This window comes from Sphingomonas sp. GW821-FHT10F11 (genome assembly GCF_058809095.1).
On record NZ_JBXASH010000004.1, the window covers coordinates 295239 to 320595 of the forward strand.

The window sequence follows — 25357 nt, forward strand, 5'->3', positions numbered from 1 at the left end:
GGTATGAGACCGGGCGCATGCAAGCGGCGCCGCAGGAGGGGAAATCTTCATGACACGCCTTTATTCCATGCGCACGCTGCTCAACGCCGGTGCCGCGATCGCCGCACTGACGGCCGTGCCGGCCCTGGCCCAGGACGCGCCGGCCGCGCAACAGACTGTGGACGAGGCGGCTACCGAGCAACCCGATGTTGTCGTGACGGCACGGCGGCGCGACGAACGACTGATCGACGTGCCCATCGCGATCACGGCCTTTTCCGGCAAAGCGCTGGACCTGGCCGGTGCGATCGACGTCACCGACATCGCGAACAGCGCGCCGAATGTCACGTTGGAGGTATCGCGCGGCACGAACTCGACCTTGAGCGCCTTCATCCGCGGCGTCGGCCAGCAGGATCCGGTTGCCGGGTTCGAAGCGGGCGTAGGCCTTTATCTGGATGACGTGTATCTGAACCGTCCACAGGCCGCGGTACTCGATATCTATGACGTGGAACGGATCGAAGTCCTGCGTGGTCCGCAGGGCACGCTCTATGGCCGGAACACGATCGGCGGCGCGGTGAAATATGTGACGCGCCGGCTGGGCGACGACCCGACGCTGAACCTCCGCGCAACCTATGGCAGCTATAACCAGGCGGACGGCGTGATCAGCGGCAGCGTGCCGATCGGCGACGGTACGATCAAGGTCGGCGGCGCGGTGGCGCGATTGAGCCGCGACGGCTTCGGCAAGAACCTGACCACCGGCCAGGAAAACTACAACAAGGACATCTGGGCCGGCCGCGCGACGCTGCAGATCGAACCGAGCAGCGAAGCCTTTTTCCGGCTGACGGGCGACTATACCAAGGACAAGAGCAACGCGCGCGGCGGCCATCGCCTGATCGCCGGGCTGGTTTCCGGAGCACCGGTTCTGACCGATCCTTATGACAGCCGGGGCGGGCTGGTAAGCCCCAAACAGGATGTGACGGCCTGGGGCGTCTCGCTGTTCGGCGAGGTGAAGCCGGCCGACTGGCTGACCTTCCGCAGCATCACCGCCTATCGCAAGGACGACAGTTCCTCCCCGATCGATTTCGACGCCCTCCCGGCCGTCGATGTCGACGTGCCCGCTTTCTACAACAACAAGCAATTCTCGCAGGAAATCCAACTCCTCGTCGAGAGCGGAGGCTTTAACGGCCTGATCGGCGGCTATTATCTCGACGCCGAGGCGCGCACGGTGTTCGACGTGCGCCTGCCCGGCACGGTGACGGCGCTGACCTTCGGCAATGTGCGCACCGATACCGTCGCGATCTTCGGGGACTTCACCTACAAATTCAACGAGATGTTCAGCATCTCGGCGGGCGGGCGCTATACCTGGGACGACCGCCGGTCGCAGATCCAGCGCAACGTCTATCTCGGCTCCTCACCCTTTTTCGGCGGCACCACCGCGCCGATCGTGCGGCAGACCGATTTCCGCGGATCGGCCAGCTTCGCCAAATTCACCCCGCGCGCGTCGGTGACCTTCAAGCCCGCCCCCAATCACACGCTGTATGCGAGCTATTCCAAAGGGTTCAAGGGCGGCGGCTTCGATCCGCGCGGCGTCGGCACGGCGGCCCCCGATCTCAACGGCAACGGCATCACCGGCGCCGGCGGCGACCAGGCCGATATCTATAATTTCCTCTCCTTCGATCCCGAGACCGTCGAGAGCTACGAGGTCGGATACAAGGCGTCGCTGTTCGATCGTCGCCTGACCACGGCGCTGGCGATATTTCAGGCGAACTATACCGACGTCCAGATCCCCGGATCGGTCGGCGTGATCGTCGGCGGCGTCCAGACCTTTGCCGGCATCACCACCAATGCCGGCAAGGCGCGGATCCGCGGCCTGGAATTCGAGGGCAATCTGATCGCCGCCCGCAATTTCGGGACCGACGGAGACGCCCTCAATTTCTCCTGGTCGCTCGGCTATATCGACGCGAAGTTCCTGAAATATATCGATTCGCGCGGGATCGACGTCGCGAACAAGCGCCGGTTCCAGAACACCCCCGATTGGACGGCCAGCGGGACACTCGGCTATACGACGCCGTTGCACGACGGATCGCTCAGTCTCAGTACGACCCTGTCCTATCGCGGCGACAGCCAGCAATTCGAACTGCGCACGCCCGGTCTCGACCAGAAGGCCTTCAGCCTGCTCGACGCGAATATCGTGTGGAGCGCCCCGGGCGATCGCTGGTCGATCGGCATCCATGGCCGCAACCTGACCGACAAGCGCTATATCGTCTCCGGCTACAACTTCCTCAGCCAGAACCCCGACACCGGCAATTTCAACCTGACCGGCGCGGGCAAGAATATCGCGACACTGGGTGGCGAGGGCGTCCTCACCGCCTATTACGGCAATCCACGCCAGGTTTTCGCTACCGTCACCGCGAAGTTCTGATCCGGTCGCCCGATCGGGCTATCGCAAAAGAAGGGACCGGGCGCTCCAACGAAGAGCGTCCGGTCTTTTTGTTTCGAGCTTAGGGAATACCGATGACCGACACCGATTCCCGCGGATATCGCGCGCTGGCGCTGGCGATGCTGCTGCTGGTCTACACCTTCAACTTCGTCGACCGGCAGATCTTCAGCATCCTGGTGCCGGCGATCAAGGCTGATCTCAGCCTGACCGACACGCAGCTCGGCGTGCTGGGCGGGCTGGCCTTCGCGCTGCTCTATTCGACCCTTGCCATCCCGCTGGCCTGGATCGCAGACCGGACCAGTCGGACCTGGACGATCACGATCAGCCTGGGCGTATGGAGCGGATTCACCGCCTTGTGCGGCTGGGCGGGGAATTTCGCGCAATTGTTCGGCGCGCGGCTCGGCGTCGGCGTGGGCGAGGCCGGGGGCGTCGCGCCTTCCTATGCCGTGATCGCCGATACCTTCCCGCCCGAGAGCCGGGCGCGGGCGCTGGCGGTCTATTCCTTGGGCATTCCGCTGGGATCGGCGGCGGGCGTGCTGCTCGGCGGCTATATCGCGACGACAGTCGACTGGCGGGCGGCGTTCATCGTCGTCGGGCTGGCGGGCGTGGCGATCGCGCCGCTGTTCCGGCTGATCGTGCGCGAGCCAGTGCGGGACCGGGCCATCGCCGCGACTGAGCCGGTACGGCGGGTGTTCGCGATCCTGGCGCGCAAGCCGAGCTTCTGGCTGCTGGCGTTTGGGGCCTCGGCCAGCTCGATGCTGGGCTATGGCCTCGCCTTCTGGCTGCCCTCGCTGCTCAAGCGGAGCTTCCATCTCGAATTGCAGGACGTGTCCTATTTCTACGGCGCGATCCTGTTGCTCGGCGGCGTGCCAGGGGTGTTGCTGGGCGGCATGATCGGCGACAAGTTCGGGACGAAGGACCGGGCGGCCTATGCGCGCGCGCCGGCGATCGCCTTCATCATCGCGGTGCCGCTGTTCGCGGCGGGCATCCTGTCGTCCTCGGTGACGGCGGCGTTCCTGTTCTTCCTGGTGCCGCAGGCGCTTGCCTATGTCTGGCTGGCGCCGGTGATCACGGCCGTCCAGCATCTCGTGCCGCCGCATATGCGGGCGACGGCATCGGCGAGCTTCCTGTTCATCAACAATCTGATCGGGCTTGGCGCGGGGAGCTTTGCGCTGGGGGCTTTGTCCGACGGGCTGACGAAGCGGCTTGGGGACGAGGCGCTGCGCTACTCGATGCTGATCGGGCTGGTGCTGTATCTGGTGGCGGCGCTGCTGATGTGGCTGGCGGCGAAGCCGCTGCGGAAGGATTGGGTGGACTGATACCCTTTCCTGGAAGGGAGGGGGTCAGGGGTGGGCCAGCGACGGACGAGGCTCGATGCCTCGACCAACGCTTCGGTTCCTGGTGAGACGATTCTTTTGAGGGCGCGCAGACGCGCGCACCCACCCCCTGCCCCTCCCTTTCAGGGAGGGGAGCATTAGCGTTCCCGCGTCGCGGCGAATTTCACCTTGGGGTAGCGGTCGGCGACGTAACCCACGTCCCAGGCCGTCTTCGCCATATAGACCGGGTTGCCGTCACGGTCCTTGGCCATGGAGGAGCGGTTGAGGTCCATGAACGCCTTGAGGTCGGCGGGATTCTCGGCCGAGACCCAGCGGGCGGTGTCGAACGGGGCCATCTCCAGCCCGGCATCGACCTTGTACTCGGCATCGAGCCGCGAGAGCAGCACTTCGAGCTGGAGCTGGCCGACCACGCCGATGACCCAGTTGGAGCCGATCTCCGGATAGAAGACCTGAGTCACCCCCTCTTCCGCCATGTCGTCGAGCGCCTTGCGCAGCTGCTTGGTCTTGGTCGGGTCCTTCAAGGCGACGCGGCGCAGGATTTCGGGCGCGAAATTGGGCAGGCCAGTGAAGCGGATCGTCGCCTTTTCGCTGAGCGTGTCCCCCACCCGAAGCGTGCCGTGGTTGGGAATGCCGATGATGTCGCCCGGGAACGCCTCATCGGCGAGTTCGCGGTTCTGCGCGAAGAACAGGATCGGCGAATGGATCGCGATCGGCTTGCCATGGCCGGTCGGCGTCAGCTTCATGCCGCGTTTGAAAATGCCCGAGCAGAGCCGCATGAAGGCGATACGATCGCGGTGCTGCGGATCCATGTTCGCCTGGACCTTGAACACGAAACCGGTGACCTCGGCATAGTCCGGCGCGATCGGCGCGGGTTCGGCCGGCTGCGGACGTGGGCCGGGGGCATGCTTACCCAGCGCACCGATCAGCTCGGCCACGCCGAAATCCTTCAGCGCCGAGCCGAAATAGATCGGGGTGAGATCGCCGTTGCGATAGGCCTCGGCATCGAAGGTCGCATAGCCGCCCTGCGCCAGTTCGGCTTCGTCGCGCAGCTTTTGCAGGCCGTCTTCTGAGAGGACCTTGGCCAGTGCCGGATCATCCAGGCCGGTGAAGTGCAGCGGTTTGCCCATATAGTCGCGCGAAGGGCCTTCGGGCTGGCTCAGCGTGTTGGCGTAAAGATCGTACACCCCCTCGAAATCGCTGCCCATGCCGACCGGCCAGCTCATCGGGCAGACGTCGAGCTGCAGGATATCCGCCACCTCGTCGAGCAGCTCGAAGGGATCGCGGCCTTCGCGGTCGACCTTGTTGACGAAGGTAATGATGGGCACCGAGCGCAGGCGGCAGACCTCGAACAGTTTGCGGGTCTGCGCCTCGATGCCGCGCGCCGCGTCGATCACCATCACGGCGGAATCGACCGCGGTCAGCGTGCGATAGGTGTCCTCCGAGAAATCCTCATGGCCCGGCGTGTCGAGCAGGTTGAAGGTGAGCCCGTCCTTCTCGAAGGTCATCACCGAGGAGGTGACCGAGATGCCGCGCTGCTGCTCGATCTTCATCCAGTCGGACCGGGCGCGCCGGTTTGCCCCGCGCGCCTTCACTTCGCCGGCGAGATGAATCGCGCCGCCGAAATAGAGCAGCTTTTCGGTAAGCGTCGTCTTGCCCGCGTCGGGATGGGAGATGATCGCGAAGGTGCGGCGGTCGGAAATTCCAGTCATGGGGCGCCCGTAGCGGTTCAGGGGCGCAACGTCACGTCCAGTGCGCAGGTCCAGCTGCCGCCGGGTGCGATCTCGAACACACCGGGTTTGTCACGGAACTCGCCGGTATAGCCTGCGGGGTCGGCGATACCATGCCACGGCTCAATGCAGATGAAGTGGGCGCCGGGCCTGGTCCAGATGCCGAGCTTCGTCGTGTCGGGAAAAGCGATGTCGAGCTGCCGACCCTTCGGCGCGCCATAGGTGACCCGGCTCGAACGGACCGGGTCCCAGATCAGCGCATCGTTCGTGAAGAGATCGTCGCGCAGATGCAGGGTGCGGCCGTCGAGCGGCGACGGGCGCGACGTGGCGCCGATCAGACCGCCGGGGACGATCTGTTTGAGCGGATCCGGCTCCTCGTTGTTGAACTCGATACGGTGGTCTTCGCGCACCGCGCCAAAGGGCAAGGGCCAGGCAAAGGCCGGGTGCCAGCCGAAGCTGGCGGGCATGGCGGTGGCGCCGCGATTTTCGATCCGCGCCTCGATCTGGAGCGTTGCTCCCTGGATGTGGAAGGCGAGATCGAGCGCGAAGGCGAAGGGATAGGCGGCACGTGTTTCTTCGCTGTCGGTGAGGCGGAAGACGGCGCGGTCCGGTTCCTGCGCCGTCACCGTGAAGGGCATGCGGCGGGCGAAGCCGTGTTGCTTCATGGGATAGTCGGTGCCGTCGATATGGAGCGTATCGCCATTCAGGCGGCCGACGATCGGGAAGAGGATCGGCGCGTGGCCGGTCCAGAAGGCTGGATCGGCGTCGGTCATCAACGCGCGACCGTCGGCGTCGCGGAGATGGGTGAGTTCGGCGCCGAACGGGTTGATCGCGGCGGAGAGGCCCGAGGAAGCGATTTCGATCAGGTCGGTCACCTACATCTCCCGATTCACACCACCGTCATGCCGGACTTGTTCCGGCATCCACCGTCCCGCACACTCTTCAAGCCTGAGTTTGCGGAACGGTGGACTCCGGGACAAGCCCGGAGTGACGGTGATGGGTTGCTAACCCCGCAGACTCGCACCCAGCTTCGCCGCCGCCGCCACGACCTTGTCGGCGACTGCCTTCAGTTCTTCGTCCGTGAAGCTCTTCTCGCCGGGCTGGAGCGTGACTTCGAGCGCCAGGCTCTTCTGGCCTTCGTCGACGCCGGCACCGGTGAAGACGTCGAACAGGCGCACGCCGGCAATTGCCGCCTTGTCCGCGCCCTTCACCGCACGGAGCAGCGAATCGGCGCCGAGGTCGACCGGCACGAGGAAAGCGAAGTCGCGGCGCACGACCTGCAACGCCGGGGGCGCATAGGCCGGGCGCATGAAGCCGACCGAACGCTTGCCGGGGATCGCATCGAGATAGAGTTCCACCGCAGCGACCGGGCCGTCGAGATCGAAGGCGCGGGCGGTGAGCGGGTGGACCATACCGAAGGCGGCAAGCACCGTTTTCGGGCCGAGACGCAAGGTGCCCGACTGGCCGGGATGCCAGGCATCGCCCGCCCCTCCCTCTATTGGCCCCATGACCTGGAGATTCTCGACCGGAGCGCCGGCCGCGGCGAGCAGCGCGAGCGCCTCCGCCTTGGCATCGAAGGCGTCGAACGGCGCCGCCTTGCCCTGCTGCCAGCCGCGTGCGCGGCCTTCGCCGGCCAGGACGACGCCGAGCGTCGGGCGTTCCTTGTCAGCGAGATAGCGGCGGCCAATCTCGAACAGGCGCACGCTCTGCGCGCCGCGCTTCAGGTTGCGCTCGGCCGCGGCGAGCAGGCCGGGGAGGAGCGACGGACGCATGACCTTGAGGTCTTCGCTGATCGGGTTGGCGAGGCTCCACGCGCCGCCGCCGAAGGGCGCGGCTTCGGCTTCGGACAGGAAGCTCCACGTCACTGCCTCGTTGAGGCCGCGCGCGGCGGCGGCGCGGCGGGCACGGCGTTCGAGCTTCTGGTCGGGCGTAGCCGTCGGGGTGGCGACACCGGGGATGCGATCGAGCGGGACCGGCGGCACCTTGTCGATGCCTTCGATGCGGATGACTTCCTCGACCAGATCGGCCGAGCCGTCCACGTCGCGGCGCCAGCTCGGCACCGTTACATTCCAGCCGGCATCGACCGCGAAGCCGAGGCTCTGGAGGATCGCCTTTTGCCGGTCGGGTGCGATGGCGAGGCCACCCAGCGTCTCGGCGCGGTTGGTGTCATAGGCAATGACCCGAGGCGTCACCGGCGGGGTGCCGGCGCGCGTCACGCCGCTGGCCGTGCCGCCGCAGATATCCGTCACGAGCCGCGCGGCGATCGCCAGGCCGTCTTCGAGGAACGCGGGATCGACGCCGCGCTCGAACCGGGCGCGGGCGTCGCTGGTGAGCCCGAGCTTCTGGCCGGTGCGGGCGATATGGTCGGGATCGAAATAGGCGCATTCGATCAGCACGTCAGTCGTTTCCGCCGACACACCCGATTCCTCGCCGCCCATGATGCCGCCGATGTCATGGACATGGGCGTTATCGGCGATGACCGTCATGGTCTCTTCGAGCGTGTACGTCTTGCCGTTGAGCGCGAGCACGGTCTCACCCGCCCTGGCCCGGCGCGCGACCAGGCCGCCCGAGAGCTTGGCGCGGTCATAGACGTGCAGCGGGCGGCCGAGATCGATCATCACATAATTGGTGATGTCGACCAGAGCCGAGATCGGCTTCTGCCCGATCGCGGTGAGACGGCGGCGCATCCAGTCCGGCGCTTCGCCATTGGTGACGCCGGCAACCGACTGGCCGTAAAAGGCCGGGCAGCCATCGGTGTCGTCCGTGCGCACGTCCGGGCCGGGGCCCTCGCCCGCCACCGGATCGACCTTCAGCGGCTTGAGCGTGCCGAGGCCGGCGGCGGCGAGATCGCGCGCGATGCCGCGCACGCCCATGCAATCCTGGCGGTTGGGCGTGATGGCGACGTCGATCACCGGATCGTTGAGGCCGGCATAGTCCGGAAAAGATGTGCCGATCGGCGCGTCCGCGGGCAGTTCGATGATGCCGTCATGATCCTCGCCGAGCTCGAGCTCGCGCGTCGAGCACATCATGCCGTTCGATTCGACGCCGCGAATCGCCGCGACCTTCAGCACCATGCCGTTCGACGGCACGACCGCACCCGGCAGGCCGAACACGCCGACCAGCCCGGCGCGGGCGTTGGGCGCACCGCACACGACCTGAAGCGGGCCCTCGCCCGCGTCGACCGTCAGCACCTGGAGCTTGTCGGCCTGGGGGTGCGGGGCAGCGGTCAGCACCTTCGCCACCTTGAAGGCGGAAAGCTTCTCGCCCGGATTCTCGACACCCTCGACCTCGAGGCCGACACGCGTCAGCGCCTCGACGATCGTATCGAGACCGGTGGTGGTTTCCAGATGTTCCTGGAGCCAGCTCAGGGTGAACTTCATGCCCCGACTCCCCCGGACAGAGTGGGCACGTCGAGTGCCGCGAATCCATAATGTTTCAACCAGCGGATATCGCCGTCGAAGAACGCGCGCAGATCGTCCATGCCATATTTGAGCATCGCCAGACGATCGATGCCGCAGCCGAACGCGAAACCCTGCCACTCGTCGGGATCGTAACCGCCGGCCTCGATCACCGTGCGGTGGACCATGCCGCTGCCGAGCACTTCCATCCAGCCATCCGACCCGCCGATCACGCGCTTGCCATTGACCAGGCTGAAGCCGACATCGACCTCGGCCGACGGCTCGGTGAAGGGGAAATAGCTGGGGCGCAGGCGCAGGACGATATCGTCGCGCTCGAAGAACGCCTTGAGGAAGGTCTCCAAGGTCCATTTGAGATGGCCGAGCGTGATGCCCTTGTCGATCACCAGCCCCTCCACCTGATGGAACATCGGGGTGTGGGTGGCGTCGCTGTCCGAGCGATAGGTGCGGCCGGGCGCGATGATGCGGATCGGCTTGTTGCCGCCCGCCGCCTGCATCGCGCGGATCTGCACCGGGGACGTGTGCGTGCGCAGGAGCATCTTCCGCTCGCCCTCGCCTTCGGGAAAATAGAACGTATCGTGCATCGCACGCGCCGGATGAGTCTCCGGGATGTTGAGCGCGGTGAAATTATACCAGTCGTCCTCGATCTCCGGGCCGGTGGCGACCGCGAAGCCGAGATCGGCGAAGATCTCCGCCAGCTCGTCCATCACCTGGCTGACCGGGTGAACGCTGCCCATACCGACGCCGTCGGCGGGGAGCGTCATGTCGAGCGTCTCGCGGGCGAGGCGCGCGTCGAGATCGGCGCGGTCGAGCGCTGCCTTCTTCTCGGCGATCGCCGCGGTCACGGCTTCGCGCAGGCCCTGGATGCGCGGGCCTTCGACGAGGCGCTGCTCGGGCGACATGCCGCCCAGCGTCTTGAGCAGGCCAGTGATCGTGCCCTGCTTGCCCAGCGCGCCCACGCGCACCGTATCGAGCGCGTCGAGCCCGCCCGAAGCCTCCACGGCGGCGAGCAGATTGTCACGCATCTGGTCGAGATCGGTCATGCAGCCCTCTTCATATCAAGGTCGATCGCCCAGAGAATGAGCGCGCCGTCCTCCGGATCGTCGCGCGTGCCCGTCCGGACGAAACCGTTTTTTTCGAGCACGCGCTGCGAGCCCGGATTGTCCACGCTGGTCCCGGCGGTCAAGCCGGGATGTCCATCAGCCGCAACGATCGGCAGCAGGGCGGCAAGCGCCCGCGTCATCACGCCGCGGCCTTCATGCGCCGGGGCGATGCCGTAGCCGATCTCGTAAAGGCCGTTCTCGTCGCGCTTGGTGAAGCTGGTCATGCCGACCACCATGTCGCCTTCGGCGATCAGCCAGGCAGTCGGCTTGTCGGTGGTCGCCGCGACCTGCGCCGTGACGCCGCGGAGCATCGCGCTGACCTCGGGCGGGGCGATGCCGCCCTCGCACTGGACCAGGCCGTCGGCGCGCGATTGCTCGCCCAGCAGCCAGGCATAGTCGCGGTCAGTCATGGCGTGCAGCGTGATCATCGAGTCGATTCCAACGAAAAGGGCGCGGGTGGAAAACCACCCGCGCCCCGAATTTCGGTCGCTACAGGTCGCTCAGGCGGCCTGGGGCAGAGCCGCCTTCGCCTGCGCGATGATGGCGCTAAACGCCGCACATTCGTGCATCGCGATGTCGGCCAGGACCTTCCGGTCGAGTTCGACGCCGGCGAGCTTCAGGCCGTGCATGAAGGTGCCATAGGTGAGGCCCTCGACGCGGACGGCCGCGTTGATGCGCTGGATCCAGAGCGCCCGGAACGAGCGCTTCTTCACCTTGCGGTCACGATAGGCGTACTGGCCGGCCTTTTCGACGGCCTGACGGGCGATGCGGATCGTGTTCTTGCGACGGCCGTAATAGCCCTTCGCCTGATCGAGGATCCGGTTATGCTTTGCGCGGGTGGTTACACCCCGTTTTACGCGTGCCATTCTCTATATCCTCCAGTTCAGCTCAGACCGTAAGGCGCCCAGGCCTTCACGGTTGCGGTGTCTGCCTTGGACAGGACCGAGGTGCCGCGGTTCTGGCGGATATATTTGCCGTTGTGGCTGATCAGGCGGTGGCGCTTGCCGGCGACGCCGTGCTTCAGCTTTCCGGTGGCAGTGAGCGTGAAGCGCTTCTTCACGCCGCTCTTCGTCTTGAGTTTGGGCATTTTCGTCTCCTCATATTCGCGACGATCTATGAACGGCCACGGCAGCCCATACCGGCCGGGCAGTTCCTCTTACTCGCGGAAAGGCGGGCGCATAGCGGCAAGCCCCGCGGAATGCAACCATTTGGAACTTGCCGTGTGTGCGAACGGTTGGGGTGGGATGGATCTTCCGCCTAAAACCGTTCCTCCGCAAGAAAAGGCCGCCGATCCGGCAGAAGAGCAGCCCGTCGGCGCCGAATCGGCGACGGAGACGCCAAGTACCGGGCGCCGGCTGTCGAAGCCATGGCGAATCGCGCGCAACGTGGTGCTGGGCATTATCGGCACGATCTTCCTTGCCTGGCTGATCCTGTACATCACCAAGGGCCGCTTCCTGAAGCATCCGTTCGAGCGGACCGTCGCGGCGATGACGCACCGCGTGGTGAAGGTGCCGGGCGACTTCCAGCTTTATTTCGATCCGATCAACATTCATTTCGTCGCCGAGGGGATGACGATCTCCAACCCGTCCTGGGCGTCGAAACCGAATCTGTTCGAGGCGAAAAGAATCGATACGCGGATCGCCACCTTCCCGCTGATCTTCGGCAATCGCCGGATCCGGTGGCTCGACATGCTCGACGGCGCGATCGACCTGGAATGGAGCAAGGACCGCAAGAGCAACACCTGGACGTTCAGCGAGGGCAAGGGGAAACCCTTCGAGATGCCGCTGATCCGGCGGGCGACCGTCTCGGGGACGACCTTGCGCTATGTCGATCCGAGGCTGCAGTTATCGGTCGATCTCGCCTTCCAGACGATCAAGGCAAGCGACACGCGGTTCGAGAACACGATCCAGTTCACCGGCAAGGGCATGGAGCGGACGACGCCCTTCACGCTGTATGGCGCGATGCTGACCCCGAACGCCACCGTGACCAACGGCAAGAACCAGCTCGAAATGCACATCAAGGCGGCGCGGACGGCGATCGATGTTTCGGGCACGCTCGACGCGCCGACGCGCATCGAGGGGGCGAACCTGAAGGTCACCGCGCGGGGCACCAACATCGCCGATCTGTTCAGCATCATCGGCGTGGCGGTGCCCGAGACGCGGTCCTATCGGCTCGATTCGGCGCTGACCAAGGTCGGCGACGACTATCGCTTCACGGGGCTGAAGGGCCATTTCGGCGACAGCGATATCGGCGGCAAGCTGACCGTGGCGATGCTCGAGCCGCGGCTGAAGATCACCGCGACTCTGGCGACCCGAACGCTGGATATCGTCGATGTGGCGCCGTTCATCGGCTATAATCCGGACGAGGTCGCAGCACGGGGCAAGGCGGGCGTGATCACGCAGGTCGGCGGCGCGCCGCGGCTGCTGCCCAACGCTACCCTGCGCGTCGAGGCGTTGCGCAATTTCGATGCGGCCGTTCAGTACAAGGTGCGTGCGCTGCGGGCGCGCAGCGTGCCGGTGTCGAACATCGACCTGACGCTCGGGCTCGACAACAGCCTGATCACGCTGTCGCCGCTGACCTTCGACATGGCGCGGGGCCATGTGTCGTCGGACATCAGGATCAATGCGCGCCAGCCGGTGGTGCATACCGATTACGACATCCGCCTGTCGCCGACGCCGATGGGCGTGCTGCTGGCCGGGTACGGCGTCGACGAAGCCGGCACGAGCGGTACGGTGAAGGCGCGGATCCAGCTGACCGGCGACGGCGATACCGTGCATGAATCGCTGTCGACCTCGAGCGGGCGGATCGCGATCATCATTCCGGCCGGCAGCTTCTGGACGCGCAACGTGCAGCTGTCCGAACTGGATATCGGCACCTTCGTGCAGAAGATGTTCGAGGGGGAATTGAAGGAGCCGGTGCAGATCAATTGCGGGCTGATCGCCTTTACCGTGCGGCGCGGCATTGCGGCGGCGGACCCGATCCTGATCGACACGAAGAAGAATGTGATCCTGGGGCGTGGCGGCTTCAGCTTCCGCAACGAATCGCTCGACCTGGCCCTGCGGGCCGACGGCAAGAAGTTCAGCCTGATCTCGGGCCAGTCGCCGGTCGGGCTGAACGGCTATTTCGCCAAGCCTGCGATCGATGTGATCAGCCCGCAATTGCTCACCAGGGCGGGTGCCGGGCTTGGCCTGACGCTGGTGGCGAGCCCGATCGCGGGCATCCTCGCCTTTGTCGATGTCGGCGACGCGAAGAGCGCGGCGTGCGGACCGGTGCTGTCGGGCGCGACCGCCCGAGCGCAACGCACCACCAAGGGCGAGCCGCGTGACGATGTCGGACACGGCACGACGGCCAAGGCTGAGGACGGCAAGAAGACGTCGGGCGAGCGCAAGGAGCAGCGCAAGAAATTCCTGGGAGCCTTCTGACCCGGTCGTTCAGTGCCCCCGGCAGGCGAGCGCTTCCAGGATATCCTCGATCCGGGCGGGATCGCCCGCAGCGACCACTTCACCAATGCTGTCGGCAGTGAGCGGATCGCCCGCCCAATCGCACATCCGGCCGCCGGCGCCCTCCACCACGGGGACCAAAGCCGCGAAATCGTGCAGCTTCAGCCCGTCCTCGACGACGATATCGAGCCAGCCCGAGGCGAGGCAGGCATAATTATAGCAGTCGCCGCCCAGCACCGTGCTCATCACCGCGGCATCGAGATGCTCGAAGGCGTGGAGCTGATCGTCGCCGAACAGGGCGGGCGACGTAGTGGCTAGCAAGGCCTTCGACAGTTCGGGGCAGCTGCGCGTCGCGGCGGGCTTGCCGTTGAACAGGGTCGGGCGGCCGATCACCCCGAGCCAGCGCTCGCGCAGGATCGGCTGGTCGATCACGCCGAGCACCGGCCAGCCATCGGCGACCAGCGCGATCAGGGTGCCGAAGATCGGGCGACCCGAGATGAAGGCGCGCGTGCCGTCGATCGGATCGAGCACCCAGGCGCGACCGCTGGTCCCTTCGCGCACGCCATATTCCTCGCCGATGATCGCATCGTCGGGGAAGCGTGCCTCGATCGCCGCGCGCATCGCCGCCTCGGCGGCGCGATCGGCGAGGGTGACGGGCGAGGCGTCTTCCTTCGCCTCCAGCCCATGGCTGTTGCGGAAATAGGGCCGGATCGCCTCCCCGGCGAGGCCGGCCAGGGTTTCGGCGAAGGCGATCTCTGCATCGGTGACTCGCATGGGCACCGACTAGCGGGGCGGCCCGTCACGCGCCAGCCCGATCAGTTCGGACTCGCATCCGTAACAAACGGCTGGCAACACTTTGCCGATGCGCATCCTGACGATCCCCGCCGCCGCGACGACGCTGCTCCTCGCCACCCCCGCTGCCGCACAGCTCCGCCCCCTGGTCGAGCCGGTCGCCTCGGCCGAGGCCGCGCGGCAAGGCGTCGAGGTGTTCCTGCTCAACGAAGGCACGGCAGCAGTGCCCGCCGAAGGCCCGGCCGAGATCGAGACCGTGGCTAGGGACGGATCGCGGTTGCGGCTGATCATCACGCCCGACGCAGTGCTGACCGTTCAACCGGGGACCTTCGCCAAGCTGCATTATCGGCTTGCCGCCGCCGCGCCGGCCCGACCGGTCGAGACCGCCCAGGCCACGGAAACGCCGCCGCCCGCGTCGCCCCCGGCCCAGGTCGCGGCAGCCGAACAGGTCATCACCGACTCGTCGGGATCGTCGAGCGGCTTCCTGGATCGTTTCCGCCCGCACGAACCCATTTACGGCGTGGCGGGAACGGGCGATGCCGGCGCCAAGCTGCAATTCAGCTTCGCCTTCCGTGCGCTGGGCCGGGAGGACGGACCCAATCTCAACTTCGCCTATACCCACACGATGTTCTGGGCGCTCGGCCAACCCTCCGGCCCGTTCCGCGCGACCAATTACAGCCCGGAAGTCTATGTCGACGTGCCGATCGACCCGACGACGACGCTGGGTGCGGGCTATCGCCACGATTCGAACGGGCTGGGCGTGGGCGGCTCGATCGACGTCAATCGCCTCTTCGTTCGCGCCGCCAAGGATTTCCGCCTGGGCGATGGCTGGACCCTGCAGGTGGTGCCCCAGGCGTGGTTCTATGTCGGGCATCAGGGCGCCGCGCCCGATCTCGACCGTTATTGGGGTTATAGCGCGCTCACCGCATCTGTCGGGCAGAAAGACGGCATCAAGCTCTCGGTGACGGGCCGCGGCAATCCGGGTACCGGCAAAGGAGCGGCCGAAGCATATCTTTCGTATCCACTTGCCTCCATTTCGGACGATTTGCCGCATATCTACCTCTTCGGTCAGGCTTTTACCGGCTATGGCGAGGCGCTGACCGACTATAATCGGCGCGATACGCACGCCCGGATCGGCATCGCTTTCACCCGCTAAGTAAAACTACAGCATTGCTGGCCTATCTGAATGCTGCGGTCACCGGATATTAGCAGTTCCGCTCTATCCCTCGCCGCCGTGGATTGAGCTCGATGCGCTGGTGCGTCGACTCGGGGAGGCGGACTCATCGTGAGGGCGGGTACAGGCGCGGCACGGTTGGCGATGGTGGAGGACAATAGCGCCCGGCTGTTCGACCGCATCGGCCGTTTCCTGGCCGAGCACCGGCTGAGCCCCGATCCGCGCCATTACGCCTTTGCCTATCGGGTATGCAGCGACGAGGCGGGCCCACTGGCCCAAGCGGTCGCGTCGCTCACCGATGGTGGCATCCGCCTGTCGAGCCGCGATATCGAAGCGCTTGGCGGCGAGATCGGGACCCTGGCTGTCGTCGCAACGCCCGAGAATGCCGCGAAGAAGGCCGACGGCCTGGTCGCGCGGACCCAGATGCAGGTCGACGGCTTTACCGACATGATGCACGCGATCCGGGCCGAGACGCAGGATTTCGGGCGTGACCTCGCCGCGAGCGCCGATGCGATCCGCGAATCGCGCGATACGGTCGGCGTGGACGAAGTGGTGCGCCTGACCGGCGTGATGCTCGGCCGCGTGCGCAACGCCGAGACCAAGCTGGAAGAGGCGACTCACGAGGCGACCGAGTTGCGCGCCAAGCTGGAGGAAGCGCGCGACAATGCGCGGCGCGACCCGCTGACCGACTTGCCCAACCGGCGCGCCTTCGAGGAAGCCTATGCCGAACAGGCGGCCACCGGCGCGCGGCTGTGCGTCGCGGTGTGCGACGTCGATCACTTCAAGATGGTCAACGACCGCTTCGGTCATGCCGTGGGCGACCGCGTGCTCAAGGCGATCGGCGAAGCGCTGATCAAGGCATGCGACGGCCATCTCGTCGCGCGCTATGGCGGCGAGGAATTCGCGGTGCTGTTCACCGGCGTCGGCCTTCAGGTCGCCCGGGCAACGCTCGAGGAAGCCCGTGGCTCGGTCGCGGCCAAGAGATACCGGCTGCGCGAATCGGACGAGCCGCTGGGCGCCGTCACCTTCTCCGCAGGCCTTACCGAAGCATCGTGCGAGGAAGTGTTGGGCACTGCCTTCGCCCGTGCCGATCGCCTCCTCTATGCCGCGAAGCATGCCGGCCGGAACCAGGTGCAGACGGCTCACAACTAACGCGCCAAATAATGGCGTAAAATCCCAAGTCTTTCCCGTCATTTTTGCCATTAACTCGATGCCTGATCGTACAGATCAAGCAATTTCAATGTGTTGCGAGTTTGGCACGCTCTCTGCAATCACCCTGGCATCGGCGGCCGGGTGGTCCGGATCGCCAAGATCAGGGAATGAAACAATGTCGGTACGTTTTCACAATGTCCAGAACCTCGCGCTCTCGTTCTTCGGTGCGCTGCTGTTCACCGCGCTGATGGTCAGCGCAGCCGTTCCCGTCGTCCCGGTCGTCTGAACCGGGACGCAGACCCCAGAAAGATCCTACAATGACTCGCTCCTTCGTTATCGGCTTCGCGTCCTTCGCGACGACCGCCCTCATCATCCTCGGCCAGTACGCCGCCGTCGGCGCGATCGGCTGAGGACCCCGCCCCGCCGCCCGCAGCGATAATGCGGGCGTAGCGGGCGCGAAGCGTGTAGCGTTCCCAAGGGCATCCGCCCGCGAAGGAACCGCCGCCATGGCCAAGAGCCAGAAAAAATCGAACAAGGAAGTCCGCAAGCCCAAGGCGGAAAAGGCCCCCAAGGCGAACGCGTCGAACCCTTCGAGCAAGGGCAAGGCTGTGGAAATGACCACGATCAAGAGCTGACCCATGGCCGGTGACGACGACGACTTCGTCTATGACGAAGCCAGCGGCGAATGGATCAGCGCGGCCGATGCGCAGGCTAAAGCGCATGGTGCGGACACGGTCGAGGTCCGCGATTCGGTGGGCAATCTGCTCGCCGATGGCGACCAGGTGACGCTGATCAAGGACCTGACCGTCAAGGGTGCCGGCCAGACGCTCAAGCGCGGCACCTTGATCAAGTCGATTCGGCTGACCGGCGACAGTCAGGAGATCGATTGCCGGTACGAGGGCATCAAGGGCCTAGTCTTGCGCGCGGAGTTCGTGCGCAAACGCTAGCATTGTGGCCGCACACAGCGATCTTTCCTTTGTTCTCAGTTTGTTCTATATTCCCGCCATGCAGCGGAGTTTCGATTTCCTGGCCGGCGACATTGCGCGATGGCGCGCCCTGCTCGCGCCCTTGCTGCACGGCATCGACCTGACGACGCGACGCAAGCCGATCGGGCAGCTCGTCAAGTCGCTGATCAGCGGCCGCACGCGCGATGCCGTATCGCTTGCCGCCTATCACCGGCTGGGCGCCCGCTTCGGATCGGCCGGCGAAATCGCCGCGGCCGAACCATGGGCAGTCGAAGCGGCGATAGCCGACGTCACCTTCGCTCGCGCCAAAGCGGAATGGCTGGTCGCGGCGTTACGCCAAATCCGTCGAGAGCAGCCTGACTTCTGCCTGGACTTTCTCGCTGCCCTTCCACTCGATGCCGCGCTGGCCTGGCTCGAGCGATTGCCCGGCGTCGGGCGCAAGGTCGCCGCGTCGGCGCTCAATGCCAGCACGCTCGGACGCCCCGTACTGATCGTCGACAGCCATGTGCTGCGCGTGCTCCACCGCCTGGGTTTCGTGCCGGCAAGCGCCGATGCGCGCATGGCGAGCGAGGCGGTCACCTCGGCCATGCCGGGCTGGCGCGGGGATGATTTCCTGATGCTGCATTTCGGCATGAAGCGGCTGGGCCAGCGACTCTGCCGGTTCGATGCGCCCGATTGCACGACCTGCCCGCTCGCGGTCGATTGCCCTTCAGCGGGCAATTGACAGACGCCGCCAGGTTCGGACATGCCGGGGCCATGAGTGACGCCGTCAAACTCCATCCGAGCTGGCTCGAACCGCTCAGGCCCGAGTTCGACAGCCCCTATATGGCGGCGCTCAAATCCTATCTCGTTGCGGAGAAGGCTGCGGGGAAGCGCATCTTCCCCAAGGGGAACGAATGGTTCCGCGCGCTCGACCTGACCGCGCTGGAGGATGTGCGCGTCGTGATCCTGGGGCAGGACCCCTATCATGGCGAGGGACAGGCGCACGGTCTGTGCTTCTCGGTGCGACCCGGCGTCCGGCCGCCGCCGAGCCTGGTCAACATGTACAAGGAAATGGCGAGCGATCTCGGCATCCAGCCAGCGCGCCATGGTTTCCTGGAGCATTGGGCGAAGCAGGGCGTGCTGCTGCTCAATTCGGTACTGACGGTACAGATGGGCATGGCCGCCTCGCACCGCGACCGCGGTTGGGAGAAGTTCACCGACGCGGTGATCCGCCTGGTCAATGCGAAGCCGGAGCCCGTCGTGTTCAAGCTGTGGGGCAGCTACGCCCAGAAAAAGGCCGCGTTCGTCGACAGCGTGGATCGCGGCGGGCGGCACCTGGTGCTGAAGGCCGCCCACCCCTCTCCGCTATCGGCGCATAGCGGCTTTTTCGGCTGCCGCCATTTCTCCAAGGCCAATGCCTTTCTCGAAAGCCATGGACAGAAACCGATCGATTGGGCGCTGCCGGCCCTGACCTGACGATAGGGAAGCCAGCGACCAACGATCGAGCACGACATGCTCGGTCAAACCTACCTTGCTGTGCACCAGCAACAGCTCCTCCGCCCGCCAGCTGATCGGTTCGATCTCCCAATCAAATGGATCACCCTTTCGATAGACCAGGGTGATATGCGGGCTGAATCGACGGGCGTGCCCACGCAGCCGATCGACGCGCGCCATCGCCGTGGCCAGTCTTGCCTGGAGATCGAACAGCGCCTCGATCCGCTCGCTGGGACGCAACAGGACCGACTTTGGGCTGCCCGTCATGCGATCGACCACGATCCGAAAACAAGGGGCCGCGATCGACTCGCCGATCGCCCGCATCAGGGGGACAGCCCAGTCCGGCAGGCTCGGGAAATCCACCTTGCACAAAGTGATATGGAGATATTCGGTCGGGACCGGTTTCCCGAGATCGAGAAGCCGACGTTCCTGGTCGATATGCCGCGCCACTGGCGCCGGCGGCCGCAGGAGGAAGAGCAGGCGATCGGAGCGTTTGAAGAACATATCACGCGACTCGCTGGAGATATGTTCCTATTATGTTCCTACCTGGCGCCTTTGTCGAATCGCGGTCTCGGGCGAATTGACTTCGCGCGCCAAAGGGCGACGATGCCAAAACGACGGGGGTTGGGGATGGACGTCAAGCGACTGCAGCAACGGCTGGCCGATGCCGGATATTATCACAAGCCGGTCGATGGCGGGCTGGGCAAGAACAGCTATGCGGCTCTGTTCAGCTATATGGCGCGGCGCGAGCTGGGCGACATAGGGCTGGCGATCGGCACGGGGTGCGCCGCCAATTTCACGGGCACCGGCCTCGTCACCGAGCTGCGGCTGGCGCATTTCCTCGCCCAGACCGCGACCGAGACTCAGGGGTATAAATATCTCGTCGAGAATCTGAGCTACACTGCCGCCGGGTTGATGGCGGTGTGGCCGACAACCTTTCCGACCGAGAAATCGACCAAGGGCTATGTCAACAATCCCGAGGCACTGGCATTGAAGGTGTACAGCAACCGCATGGGCAACGGCCCGCCCGCGAGCGGCGATGGATGGGCCTTCCGAGGGCGCGGGCTGATCCAGCTCACCGGGCGGAACAACTATACCGCGCGCGAAGGGGAAACGGGCATACCGTTGCTGACCATGCCCGAGCTGGCCGCCGATCCGGGCATGTCGGTGCGGCTCGCCTGCCTTTTCTGGACATCGCGCAAGATCAACACGGCCGCCGATGCCGATGACCTGGTGAAGGTCCGCAAGCTGGTCAATGGCGGGAGCAATGGGCTGGATGACGCGAAAATCCACCTCGCCCGGGCGAAGAAGGTCCTGCTTTAGTCGCGGCGGATTCCCATGCGGCCCGCCCATGGTTCATCGCGTACGACCCGGGGAGAGGGAGACATGGCCGAGAGCCACCGAGGCGGATTTCACCATATCGACCTGAACGTGCGCGATCTCGCCGCGTCGAAGGCGGTGTACGGTCCGGTGCTGGAATATCTGGGCTATCGCTGCGTCAAGGACGAGCCCGAGGGCTGCGAATGGGATCGCGGACCCGACGAGCGCGGTTCCTCCCTGGGGCTGAGGGCATGCGACCCCTTGCTCGCCTCCCATATACATGAGCGCTACGCGCCGGGATTGCATCATCTCGCCTGGCGGGCGGCGAGCCGCGAGGATGTCGACCGGCTGCACGATCTGCTGGTGGAGCGCGGGATCAGGATACTCGATGCGCCAGCGCATTATCCCGAATATTCGGGCGATTATTATGCGGTGTTCTTCGAGGATCCCGACGGGATGAAACTTGAGCTTGTCCACGCGCCCGGATGGATCTGACCCCGATCACACCAGCCCGTTGAGGCGGGCGAAGCCGAGCGTGTCGTACATCTCCATCAGGCTGACGCATTTGCCGTCCCTGAAATGCCAGATGTCGACCTTTGGCGTTGCGATCTCGCGCCCCGTCCTGCGATCGCGCCAGCGACAACTGCCGACCCAGACGATCGTGTCGCCATCGACGATGAGTTGATGCGTCGGATGGTCGATCAGTTCCATGGCGATGGTCAGGGAGGTCAGATAGTCGCGTGCCCGGTCGATCCCGATACGGGCATCGGCCAGCGGATGAAGCTCGGGTGGGTTGAGGACCGAGCGCAGGCGCACGTCGTCGGCGAGCAATTCGAGGAAGAGATGGGCGCTCTCACCCTTGGTCTCGTGCCATTGCTCATAGGCATAGAGCAGGCGGTCGGCAGTGCTGGGCGCGTCGCTCATCGGAAATCCCCCGTCCGGGCGGGACTAGACAGGATCGCGGCGGGCCGGTGCGGAAACTGAACGGATTTGGCGGGATTCCCCGCGGGTCAGGGCCGGGCGGCGAACTGGATGAGATCCCACAGATTGCCGTAGAGATCCCGGAACACCGCGACGGTGCCATAGGGTTCGACCTTGGGCTCGCGCACGAACACCACGCCCTTGTCGACCATGGCGGCGTGATCGCGCGCGACATCGTCGGTGGCGAGGAACAGGAAGACGCGGCCACCCGCCTGATCGCCGACAAAGGCCGCCTGTTCGGGCGTGGCGGCGCGGGCGAGGAGGATCGAGGTGGCACACGGGCCAGAACCGGGCGGCGCGACGACGACCCAGCGCTTGTCCTGCGCGGGCTGGTAGCTGTCCTCGACCAGGGTGAAGCCGAGTGTGCCGACATAAAAGGCGAGCGCCTCGTCATAGTCACGGACGACAAGGGCGATATGGGCGAGGGACTGGCGCATGAGATGCCGCTTAGCGCAGGCAAGCCGCGACGCCTATGCTGGTCGAGCCCGGCTTCGGAATCACCTCCAATCCGGAGCTAAAATATTTTGCTGGACCGGGCTTCGCCCCGCTCCTACCGGGGCGCACCCCGATCTCGTGGAAGGGATGGGATCGGGAAAGTCCTGGGCGCATGGCGCCCGTAACTACTGGGGGAAATTCATGAAAATCACTTTGGCGCTTTGCGCCGCTCTTCTCGCTTGCGTGCCCAGCATGGCCGCCGCGCAGGATGCCGAGCCGGCGACCGAGCAGGGTTTCGACGGCGTGCGTGTCGAAGCGCGCCTCGGCTATGAGACGCCGACCGTGAGCGGCGACGGCGAAATCTACAAGATCGGCAGCGCGGTGTCCTATGGCGGCGAGATCGGGTTCGACCTCAAGGTCGGCAACAAGGTCGTGGTCGGTCCGTATGCGACCTATGAATTCTCGAGCGTCAAGCTGTGCGACGGCCCGGATTGCCTCAAGGAAGACGGCAATCTCGGCGTTGGCGGCCGTATCGGCGTCGTCGTGGCGCCGACCGTCCTGATCTATGCCAAGGCCGGCTATGCGAACATCAAGTTCAGCGTCGATTCCAGCATCGGCACCGGATCGGACAGCAAGGGCGGCGTCCAGGGCGCGATCGGCGCGGACATCAATTTCGGCAAGCATCTCTATGGCTTCGTCGAGGGCAATTACGGCGATTACGGCAAATATTTCGGCGTCAACCTGCAGCGTCGCCATGTCGCCGCGGGCGTCGGCCTGCGCTTCTGATCTTCAGGCGCATCGCAGAAATGAAGGGGCGTCCGGAAACGGCGCCCCTTTTTCATACACTCTATTCGTCCTGGAGCAGCAGGCGCGCATTGATCGTCGGGTTGCCCGCCTGGGACAGCGGGAAGGCGGTACCGGCCTCCTCCTGCGAGGGGACATGGATCTCGACGGTGAGCTTGCGATCGAGAATCTCGTCCTGATCGACGCGGAAATTGACGTTGATCAGCCCGTGATCGCGGCAATTGGCGCAGTCGTTCGGCGTCGCCGGCTGGAAGAAGGCGCGCGTCGCGATCGGTTCGCCATCGGCGAGCAGATCGACCTGGAACGAGCCGGGGATGTTGAGCCGGTTGATGTCCTTGACCCGCACCGACACCGGCGCCGAGCTCTTGATCGTGAAGCTGCGCAGCGCATCGAGGCTGCCGACCTTGTTCTCGAACAGGGGCGCAGCGGCGGCCCCCGCGACGTCCAGCGTGTCATAGCCGATATCGGTCTGCGCGATCGTCTGGTCGGCAGTCGCGGTCAGCGGCGGCGACGGGGGCAGCGCGCTGAACGGAGCCGACAGCCAATATTGGTCGGACGTGCTCATCGTCGACTTGAACCCGGCCAGGGTCGTTCCGCTCACCAGGGTCTGCCATTTCCACCACATGCGATCGAGGTTGCAGTGGAAGAACCAGAAGATCGGATCGAACGAGGCGATGTTCTGGTCCGCCATGGTCGGGCCGATCGCGAGATGCCCGCCGTCATGCGCGGCGATCGACGTGTCCTGATAGCCGTCCACGCCGTAATGGCCGAACGTCGATTGCTGCAACGATGTCGCGGTGTTGCCGGCGAAATCATAGCGCTTCAGCAAGGTCGCGATCTTCGCATCGTCATAGCGCGAGGTCTGGTAGTTGGTGCCGTAGCGCGCGCCGAGATTGACGGGCACCACATAGGAATCGAACGGCGGCTGCTTGAACAGCGCCGGTACCGGCATCGACATGTCCCAATAGGGCAAGGTGACGTCGGCGCAGCCGGGGACCGAGCGCAGCGCATCCTCGAACACGCGCAGATATTCGCGGTGCCACGGGTTGAAGCGCGGTTCGTGGTGAAGGCAATAGGTCGGGGCGGGCAGGCCGTGGATGCTGGCGAGCGCGCAATAGCCGCCGGGATCGGCCGGGTCCTTCGCCAGCAGGCCCTTGAAGGCATTGGTGAGCGCGGTCACCTCGTCCGGGCTCAAGGTGCTGACATTCTTGCGCAGACGGCCGGCCGCGGGCGCCGCGGCCTTCAGCATCAGCGCCTCGGCGGCGACGGCCGAGCCCATCGGATAGCCGTTCATGATCCAGTTGAGGAAGGTCTGCGACATGTCCGCCGTCCATTTCGGCAGGGGGTCGGGCGGCATGTCGCCATCGGGCTGGCGGGTATGGATATAGATGGTCGGCGCGTTGGCCTTCACCCCGTCATAGGTGGAAAGGTCGATCCCCTTCGGCCCCATATGGGCGATGTCGATATCCGTGAAGAACTGGCGGATATCGGCCATATAGGTCGGGTTCTGCACCGGCCCGTTCGCGCTGCTGTTGTCCATGATCCTGCCCCCTCGACACTGGCGTGCTTCGCGAGAGCGGGACGACTCGATGCGCCGTCCCGGGCTTCGCGCCGCGCCTTCTTGCTGCAGAATTCGCCCGACCCGATAGCGGAACCACCCCCGATCTGGCGCCTTTGCGAAAGGCTAGTCGGGAAGGCCGTCGACGATCTGGGTGCCCGGTCCCCCGGCCTGGGTCTTCACCTGGCCGCGCAACCGCGGATCGAAAGAGAGATGGACGATGTTGCGGCTGATCTCGAGGATGAGCTGATCGAATTTCAGCTTGCTCGCCGCCAGCGTGCGCGCGACCTGGAAATGGGTGAGGCCGGCCACCCGGATATCGGCGGCAAAGCCCTTGGGATGCGCCGAGGTGGGCGTGCCGCCGACGATCTTGTTGATCTTCGGATTGCGATAGGCCGAGGTGATGACGATCGCCCGGCCATCGAGGAGCGCGCGCGCCTTTTCGAGACCGGGGGCGAGGAGCTTCTCGATATTGGCGAGATGCTCCTTGGTCGGCGTGTTGGCGATGCCGAACTTCTCGGCGGTGTCCGACACGAGAAACTCGTCGAGGAAGAAATGATCGGTCAGTTTTGTACGTGCCATCTTGCTTTCCTCCAGATCCGTGATGGGATCGTCTGTCCGGATAGCCTCGAGTTCCGCGCTATTCGCGCCCGCGCTTTTACACCGTTCCCGCGCCATCCCTTCCGGGTGATGCAGCAGATATGGCGCTAGTTGAATCGAGCCGCGCGCAGCCTAGAGACCGAGGCCAAGCTTGCGGAGCAGGTCCGCGAGCTGGTCGCGTTCGCGCGGGCCGAGGCCGGCCACTGCCTCGCCCGCCTCGGCAAAGCGCAGGCCGATCGCGGTATCGGCGAGCGCATAGCCGCGATCGGTGAGCATCGCCGCCAGCGCGCGCCGGTCGCCGGGCTCGGGCGCGCGGGTCAGCAGGCCGCGCGCTTCGAGGCGATCGAGACAGGCGGTCATCGCGCCCGAGGTGAGCAGGACCGAGCGGCGCAGCACCGTCGGCGTGAGGCGATAGGGTGATCCGGAACGCCGCAAGGTCGCCAGCACGTCGAGATCGGTATAGCTGAGCCCGGCCGTCCTGAGTGCCTCGTTCGCCCGCGCCTCGAGCCGGCTGGCGAGATGGAGGATCCGCCCGACCACGGCCATCGGCGCCGCATCGAGATCCGGCCGCTCGCGCCGCCAGTCCAGCAGCAGCTGATCCACCACATCGCCGGCCTGTGCCGTGCCCTCACCCACCGATGCCGCCATGTGCGCCCCCTTA

26 protein-coding genes are annotated in these 25357 nt (G+C 65.5%); 12 read left to right on the forward strand and 14 right to left on the reverse strand.

Features of this window, described 5'->3' with window-relative positions; translation table 11 throughout:
* Positions 1–49 precede the first annotated feature (49 nt).
* Together AC1RT8_RS14670 and AC1RT8_RS14675 are read left to right on the forward strand one after the other, a co-directional pair.
* Complete coding sequence (locus tag AC1RT8_RS14670) at positions 50–2398, forward strand: TonB-dependent receptor (protein ID WP_493076392.1); 2349 nt, start codon at positions 50–52, stop codon at positions 2396–2398.
* A 92-nt stretch (positions 2399–2490) separates the two neighbouring features.
* A complete protein-coding gene (locus AC1RT8_RS14675) occupies positions 2491–3735 on the forward strand; it encodes a spinster family MFS transporter (protein WP_493076393.1) in 1245 nt (414 codons plus the stop codon).
* A 155-nt stretch (positions 3736–3890) separates the two neighbouring features.
* On the opposite strand, the gene AC1RT8_RS14680 is transcribed toward AC1RT8_RS14675, so the two are convergent.
* The 7 genes from AC1RT8_RS14680 to rpmI form a co-directional block, all read right to left on the reverse strand.
* On the reverse strand, positions 3891–5462 hold the full coding sequence (locus tag AC1RT8_RS14680; protein ID WP_493076394.1) for a peptide chain release factor 3: 1572 nt from the start codon (positions 5460–5462) through the stop codon (positions 3891–3893).
* Positions 5463–5479: 17 nt separating this feature from the next.
* Positions 5480–6355: an aldose 1-epimerase family protein gene (locus tag AC1RT8_RS14685; RefSeq protein WP_493076395.1), complete on the reverse strand. Its 876-nt coding sequence runs from the start codon at positions 6353–6355 to the stop codon at positions 5480–5482.
* A 129-nt stretch (positions 6356–6484) separates the two neighbouring features.
* Entirely contained in the window at positions 6485–8860 is a 2376-nt protein-coding gene (pheT, locus tag AC1RT8_RS14690) for a phenylalanine--tRNA ligase subunit beta (RefSeq protein ID WP_493076396.1), read from the reverse strand.
* Complete coding sequence (gene pheS / locus AC1RT8_RS14695; RefSeq protein WP_493076397.1) at positions 8857–9939, reverse strand: phenylalanine--tRNA ligase subunit alpha; 1083 nt, start codon at positions 9937–9939, stop codon at positions 8857–8859. The genes pheT and pheS overlap by 4 nt, the downstream gene beginning before the upstream one ends.
* On the reverse strand, positions 9936–10427 hold the full coding sequence (locus AC1RT8_RS14700) for a GNAT family N-acetyltransferase (protein WP_493076398.1): 492 nt from the start codon (positions 10425–10427) through the stop codon (positions 9936–9938). The genes pheS and AC1RT8_RS14700 overlap by 4 nt, the downstream gene beginning before the upstream one ends.
* Positions 10428–10499: 72 nt before the next feature.
* Complete coding sequence (gene rplT / locus AC1RT8_RS14705; protein WP_493076399.1) at positions 10500–10865, reverse strand: 50S ribosomal protein L20; 366 nt, start codon at positions 10863–10865, stop codon at positions 10500–10502.
* Positions 10866–10882: 17 nt separating this feature from the next.
* A complete protein-coding gene (rpmI, locus tag AC1RT8_RS14710) occupies positions 10883–11086 on the reverse strand; it encodes a 50S ribosomal protein L35 (protein ID WP_272623764.1) in 204 nt (67 codons plus the stop codon).
* A gap of 157 nt (positions 11087–11243) precedes the next feature.
* Between rpmI and AC1RT8_RS14715 the strand changes: the two genes are divergently transcribed.
* Positions 11244–13421, forward strand: coding sequence for an AsmA family protein (locus AC1RT8_RS14715; RefSeq protein ID WP_493076400.1), 2178 nt, complete (start codon positions 11244–11246; stop codon positions 13419–13421).
* Between the two features lie 9 nt (positions 13422–13430).
* On the opposite strand, the gene hisN is transcribed toward AC1RT8_RS14715, so the two are convergent.
* On the reverse strand, positions 13431–14213 hold the full coding sequence (gene hisN, locus AC1RT8_RS14720) for a histidinol-phosphatase (RefSeq protein ID WP_493076401.1): 783 nt from the start codon (positions 14211–14213) through the stop codon (positions 13431–13433).
* An 88-nt stretch (positions 14214–14301) separates the two neighbouring features.
* Between hisN and AC1RT8_RS14725 the strand changes: the two genes are divergently transcribed.
* The 6 genes from AC1RT8_RS14725 to ung all read left to right on the forward strand — a co-directional run bounded on the left by AC1RT8_RS14725 (position 14302) and on the right by ung (position 18980).
* Positions 14302–15387 (forward strand): phospholipase A, encoded by a 1086-nt coding sequence (locus AC1RT8_RS14725; RefSeq protein ID WP_493076402.1) that lies wholly within the window; start codon positions 14302–14304, stop codon positions 15385–15387.
* A gap of 129 nt (positions 15388–15516) precedes the next feature.
* Positions 15517–16557, forward strand: a complete 1041-nt coding sequence (locus tag AC1RT8_RS14730) for a GGDEF domain-containing protein (protein WP_493076403.1) — start codon at positions 15517–15519, stop codon at positions 16555–16557.
* Positions 16558–17063: 506 nt separating this feature from the next.
* Positions 17064–17192 (forward strand): hypothetical protein, encoded by a 129-nt coding sequence (locus AC1RT8_RS14735; protein ID WP_372856315.1) that lies wholly within the window; start codon positions 17064–17066, stop codon positions 17190–17192.
* Between the two features lie 3 nt (positions 17193–17195).
* Positions 17196–17504, forward strand: a complete 309-nt coding sequence (locus tag AC1RT8_RS14740) for an alkylphosphonate utilization protein (RefSeq protein WP_493076404.1) — start codon at positions 17196–17198, stop codon at positions 17502–17504.
* A gap of 58 nt (positions 17505–17562) precedes the next feature.
* Positions 17563–18246 (forward strand): endonuclease III domain-containing protein, encoded by a 684-nt coding sequence (locus tag AC1RT8_RS14745; RefSeq protein WP_493076405.1) that lies wholly within the window; start codon positions 17563–17565, stop codon positions 18244–18246.
* 32 nt (positions 18247–18278) lie between these two features.
* The gene (gene ung / locus AC1RT8_RS14750) at positions 18279–18980 is read left to right on the forward strand and encodes a uracil-DNA glycosylase (RefSeq protein WP_493076406.1); all 702 of its coding nucleotides are present in this window, start codon (positions 18279–18281) and stop codon (positions 18978–18980) included.
* Here the strand turns inward: ung and AC1RT8_RS14755 are convergent.
* Positions 18870–19502 carry a 2'-5' RNA ligase family protein gene (locus tag AC1RT8_RS14755; protein WP_493076407.1) on the reverse strand — a complete coding sequence of 211 codons (633 nt, stop codon included), beginning with the start codon at positions 19500–19502 and terminating at the stop codon, positions 18870–18872. The two genes, ung and AC1RT8_RS14755, sit on opposite strands and share 111 nt — an antisense overlap.
* Before the next feature lie 126 nt (positions 19503–19628).
* Here AC1RT8_RS14755 and AC1RT8_RS14760 point away from each other — a divergent pair, with 126 nt between their 5' ends.
* Together AC1RT8_RS14760 and AC1RT8_RS14765 are read left to right on the forward strand one after the other, a co-directional pair.
* Positions 19629–20321 (forward strand): glycoside hydrolase family 19 protein, encoded by a 693-nt coding sequence (locus AC1RT8_RS14760; protein WP_493076408.1) that lies wholly within the window; start codon positions 19629–19631, stop codon positions 20319–20321.
* A gap of 63 nt (positions 20322–20384) precedes the next feature.
* Positions 20385–20813 (forward strand): VOC family protein, encoded by a 429-nt coding sequence (locus tag AC1RT8_RS14765; RefSeq protein WP_493076409.1) that lies wholly within the window; start codon positions 20385–20387, stop codon positions 20811–20813.
* Between the two features lie 6 nt (positions 20814–20819).
* Here the strand turns inward: AC1RT8_RS14765 and AC1RT8_RS14770 are convergent, their stop codons facing one another.
* Entirely contained in the window at positions 20820–21242 is a 423-nt protein-coding gene (locus AC1RT8_RS14770) for a nuclear transport factor 2 family protein (RefSeq protein ID WP_493076410.1), read from the reverse strand.
* Between the two features lie 86 nt (positions 21243–21328).
* Positions 21329–21736, reverse strand: a complete 408-nt coding sequence (locus tag AC1RT8_RS14775; RefSeq protein ID WP_493076411.1) for a VOC family protein — start codon at positions 21734–21736, stop codon at positions 21329–21331.
* Positions 21737–21935: 199 nt separating this feature from the next.
* On the opposite strand from AC1RT8_RS14775, the gene AC1RT8_RS14780 reads away from it, so the two are divergent.
* Positions 21936–22520, forward strand: a complete 585-nt coding sequence (locus AC1RT8_RS14780; protein WP_493076412.1) for an outer membrane beta-barrel protein — start codon at positions 21936–21938, stop codon at positions 22518–22520.
* Between the two features lie 61 nt (positions 22521–22581).
* On the opposite strand, the gene AC1RT8_RS14785 is transcribed toward AC1RT8_RS14780, so the two are convergent.
* The 3 genes from AC1RT8_RS14785 to AC1RT8_RS14795 form a co-directional block, all read right to left on the reverse strand.
* Positions 22582–24078, reverse strand: a complete 1497-nt coding sequence (locus AC1RT8_RS14785) for a tyrosinase family protein (RefSeq protein ID WP_493076413.1) — start codon at positions 24076–24078, stop codon at positions 22582–22584.
* A 144-nt stretch (positions 24079–24222) separates the two neighbouring features.
* Positions 24223–24678: a D-Ala-D-Ala carboxypeptidase family metallohydrolase gene (locus AC1RT8_RS14790; protein WP_493076414.1), complete on the reverse strand. Its 456-nt coding sequence runs from the start codon at positions 24676–24678 to the stop codon at positions 24223–24225.
* Positions 24679–24828: 150 nt separating this feature from the next.
* Entirely contained in the window at positions 24829–25344 is a 516-nt protein-coding gene (locus AC1RT8_RS14795) for a MarR family winged helix-turn-helix transcriptional regulator (RefSeq protein WP_493076415.1), read from the reverse strand.
* Positions 25345–25357: the final 13 nt, after the last annotated feature.

Bases quoted from the DNA above. Each gene is read 5' to 3' on its own strand.
- AC1RT8_RS14670 (WP_493076392.1), top strand. From the start codon at position 50: ATGACACGCCTTTATTCCATGCGCACGCTGCTCAACGCCGGTGCCGCG.
- AC1RT8_RS14675 (WP_493076393.1), top strand. From the start codon at position 2,491: ATGACCGACACCGATTCCCGCGGATATCGCGCGCTGGCGCTGGCGATG.
- AC1RT8_RS14680 (WP_493076394.1), bottom strand. From the start codon at position 5,462: ATGACTGGAATTTCCGACCGCCGCACCTTCGCGATCATCTCCCATCCC.
- pheT (WP_493076396.1), bottom strand. From the start codon at position 8,860: ATGAAGTTCACCCTGAGCTGGCTCCAGGAACATCTGGAAACCACCACC.
- pheS (WP_493076397.1), bottom strand. From the start codon at position 9,939: ATGACCGATCTCGACCAGATGCGTGACAATCTGCTCGCCGCCGTGGAG.
- AC1RT8_RS14700 (WP_493076398.1), bottom strand. From the start codon at position 10,427: ATGATCACGCTGCACGCCATGACTGACCGCGACTATGCCTGGCTGCTG.
- rplT (WP_493076399.1), bottom strand. From the start codon at position 10,865: ATGGCACGCGTAAAACGGGGTGTAACCACCCGCGCAAAGCATAACCGG.
- rpmI (WP_272623764.1), bottom strand. From the start codon at position 11,086: ATGCCCAAACTCAAGACGAAGAGCGGCGTGAAGAAGCGCTTCACGCTC.
- AC1RT8_RS14715 (WP_493076400.1), top strand. From the start codon at position 11,244: ATGGATCTTCCGCCTAAAACCGTTCCTCCGCAAGAAAAGGCCGCCGAT.
- hisN (WP_493076401.1), bottom strand. From the start codon at position 14,213: ATGCGAGTCACCGATGCAGAGATCGCCTTCGCCGAAACCCTGGCCGGC.
- AC1RT8_RS14725 (WP_493076402.1), top strand. From the start codon at position 14,302: ATGCGCATCCTGACGATCCCCGCCGCCGCGACGACGCTGCTCCTCGCC.
- AC1RT8_RS14735 (WP_372856315.1), top strand. From the start codon at position 17,064: ATGGCCAAGAGCCAGAAAAAATCGAACAAGGAAGTCCGCAAGCCCAAG.
- AC1RT8_RS14740 (WP_493076404.1), top strand. From the start codon at position 17,196: ATGGCCGGTGACGACGACGACTTCGTCTATGACGAAGCCAGCGGCGAA.
- AC1RT8_RS14745 (WP_493076405.1), top strand. From the start codon at position 17,563: ATGCAGCGGAGTTTCGATTTCCTGGCCGGCGACATTGCGCGATGGCGC.
- ung (WP_493076406.1), top strand. From the start codon at position 18,279: ATGAGTGACGCCGTCAAACTCCATCCGAGCTGGCTCGAACCGCTCAGG.
- AC1RT8_RS14755 (WP_493076407.1), bottom strand. From the start codon at position 19,502: ATGTTCTTCAAACGCTCCGATCGCCTGCTCTTCCTCCTGCGGCCGCCG.
- AC1RT8_RS14760 (WP_493076408.1), top strand. From the start codon at position 19,629: ATGGACGTCAAGCGACTGCAGCAACGGCTGGCCGATGCCGGATATTAT.
- AC1RT8_RS14765 (WP_493076409.1), top strand. From the start codon at position 20,385: ATGGCCGAGAGCCACCGAGGCGGATTTCACCATATCGACCTGAACGTG.
- AC1RT8_RS14770 (WP_493076410.1), bottom strand. From the start codon at position 21,242: ATGAGCGACGCGCCCAGCACTGCCGACCGCCTGCTCTATGCCTATGAG.
- AC1RT8_RS14775 (WP_493076411.1), bottom strand. From the start codon at position 21,736: ATGCGCCAGTCCCTCGCCCATATCGCCCTTGTCGTCCGTGACTATGAC.
- AC1RT8_RS14780 (WP_493076412.1), top strand. From the start codon at position 21,936: ATGAAAATCACTTTGGCGCTTTGCGCCGCTCTTCTCGCTTGCGTGCCC.
- AC1RT8_RS14785 (WP_493076413.1), bottom strand. From the start codon at position 24,078: ATGGACAACAGCAGCGCGAACGGGCCGGTGCAGAACCCGACCTATATG.
- AC1RT8_RS14790 (WP_493076414.1), bottom strand. From the start codon at position 24,678: ATGGCACGTACAAAACTGACCGATCATTTCTTCCTCGACGAGTTTCTC.
- AC1RT8_RS14795 (WP_493076415.1), bottom strand. From the start codon at position 25,344: ATGGCGGCATCGGTGGGTGAGGGCACGGCACAGGCCGGCGATGTGGTG.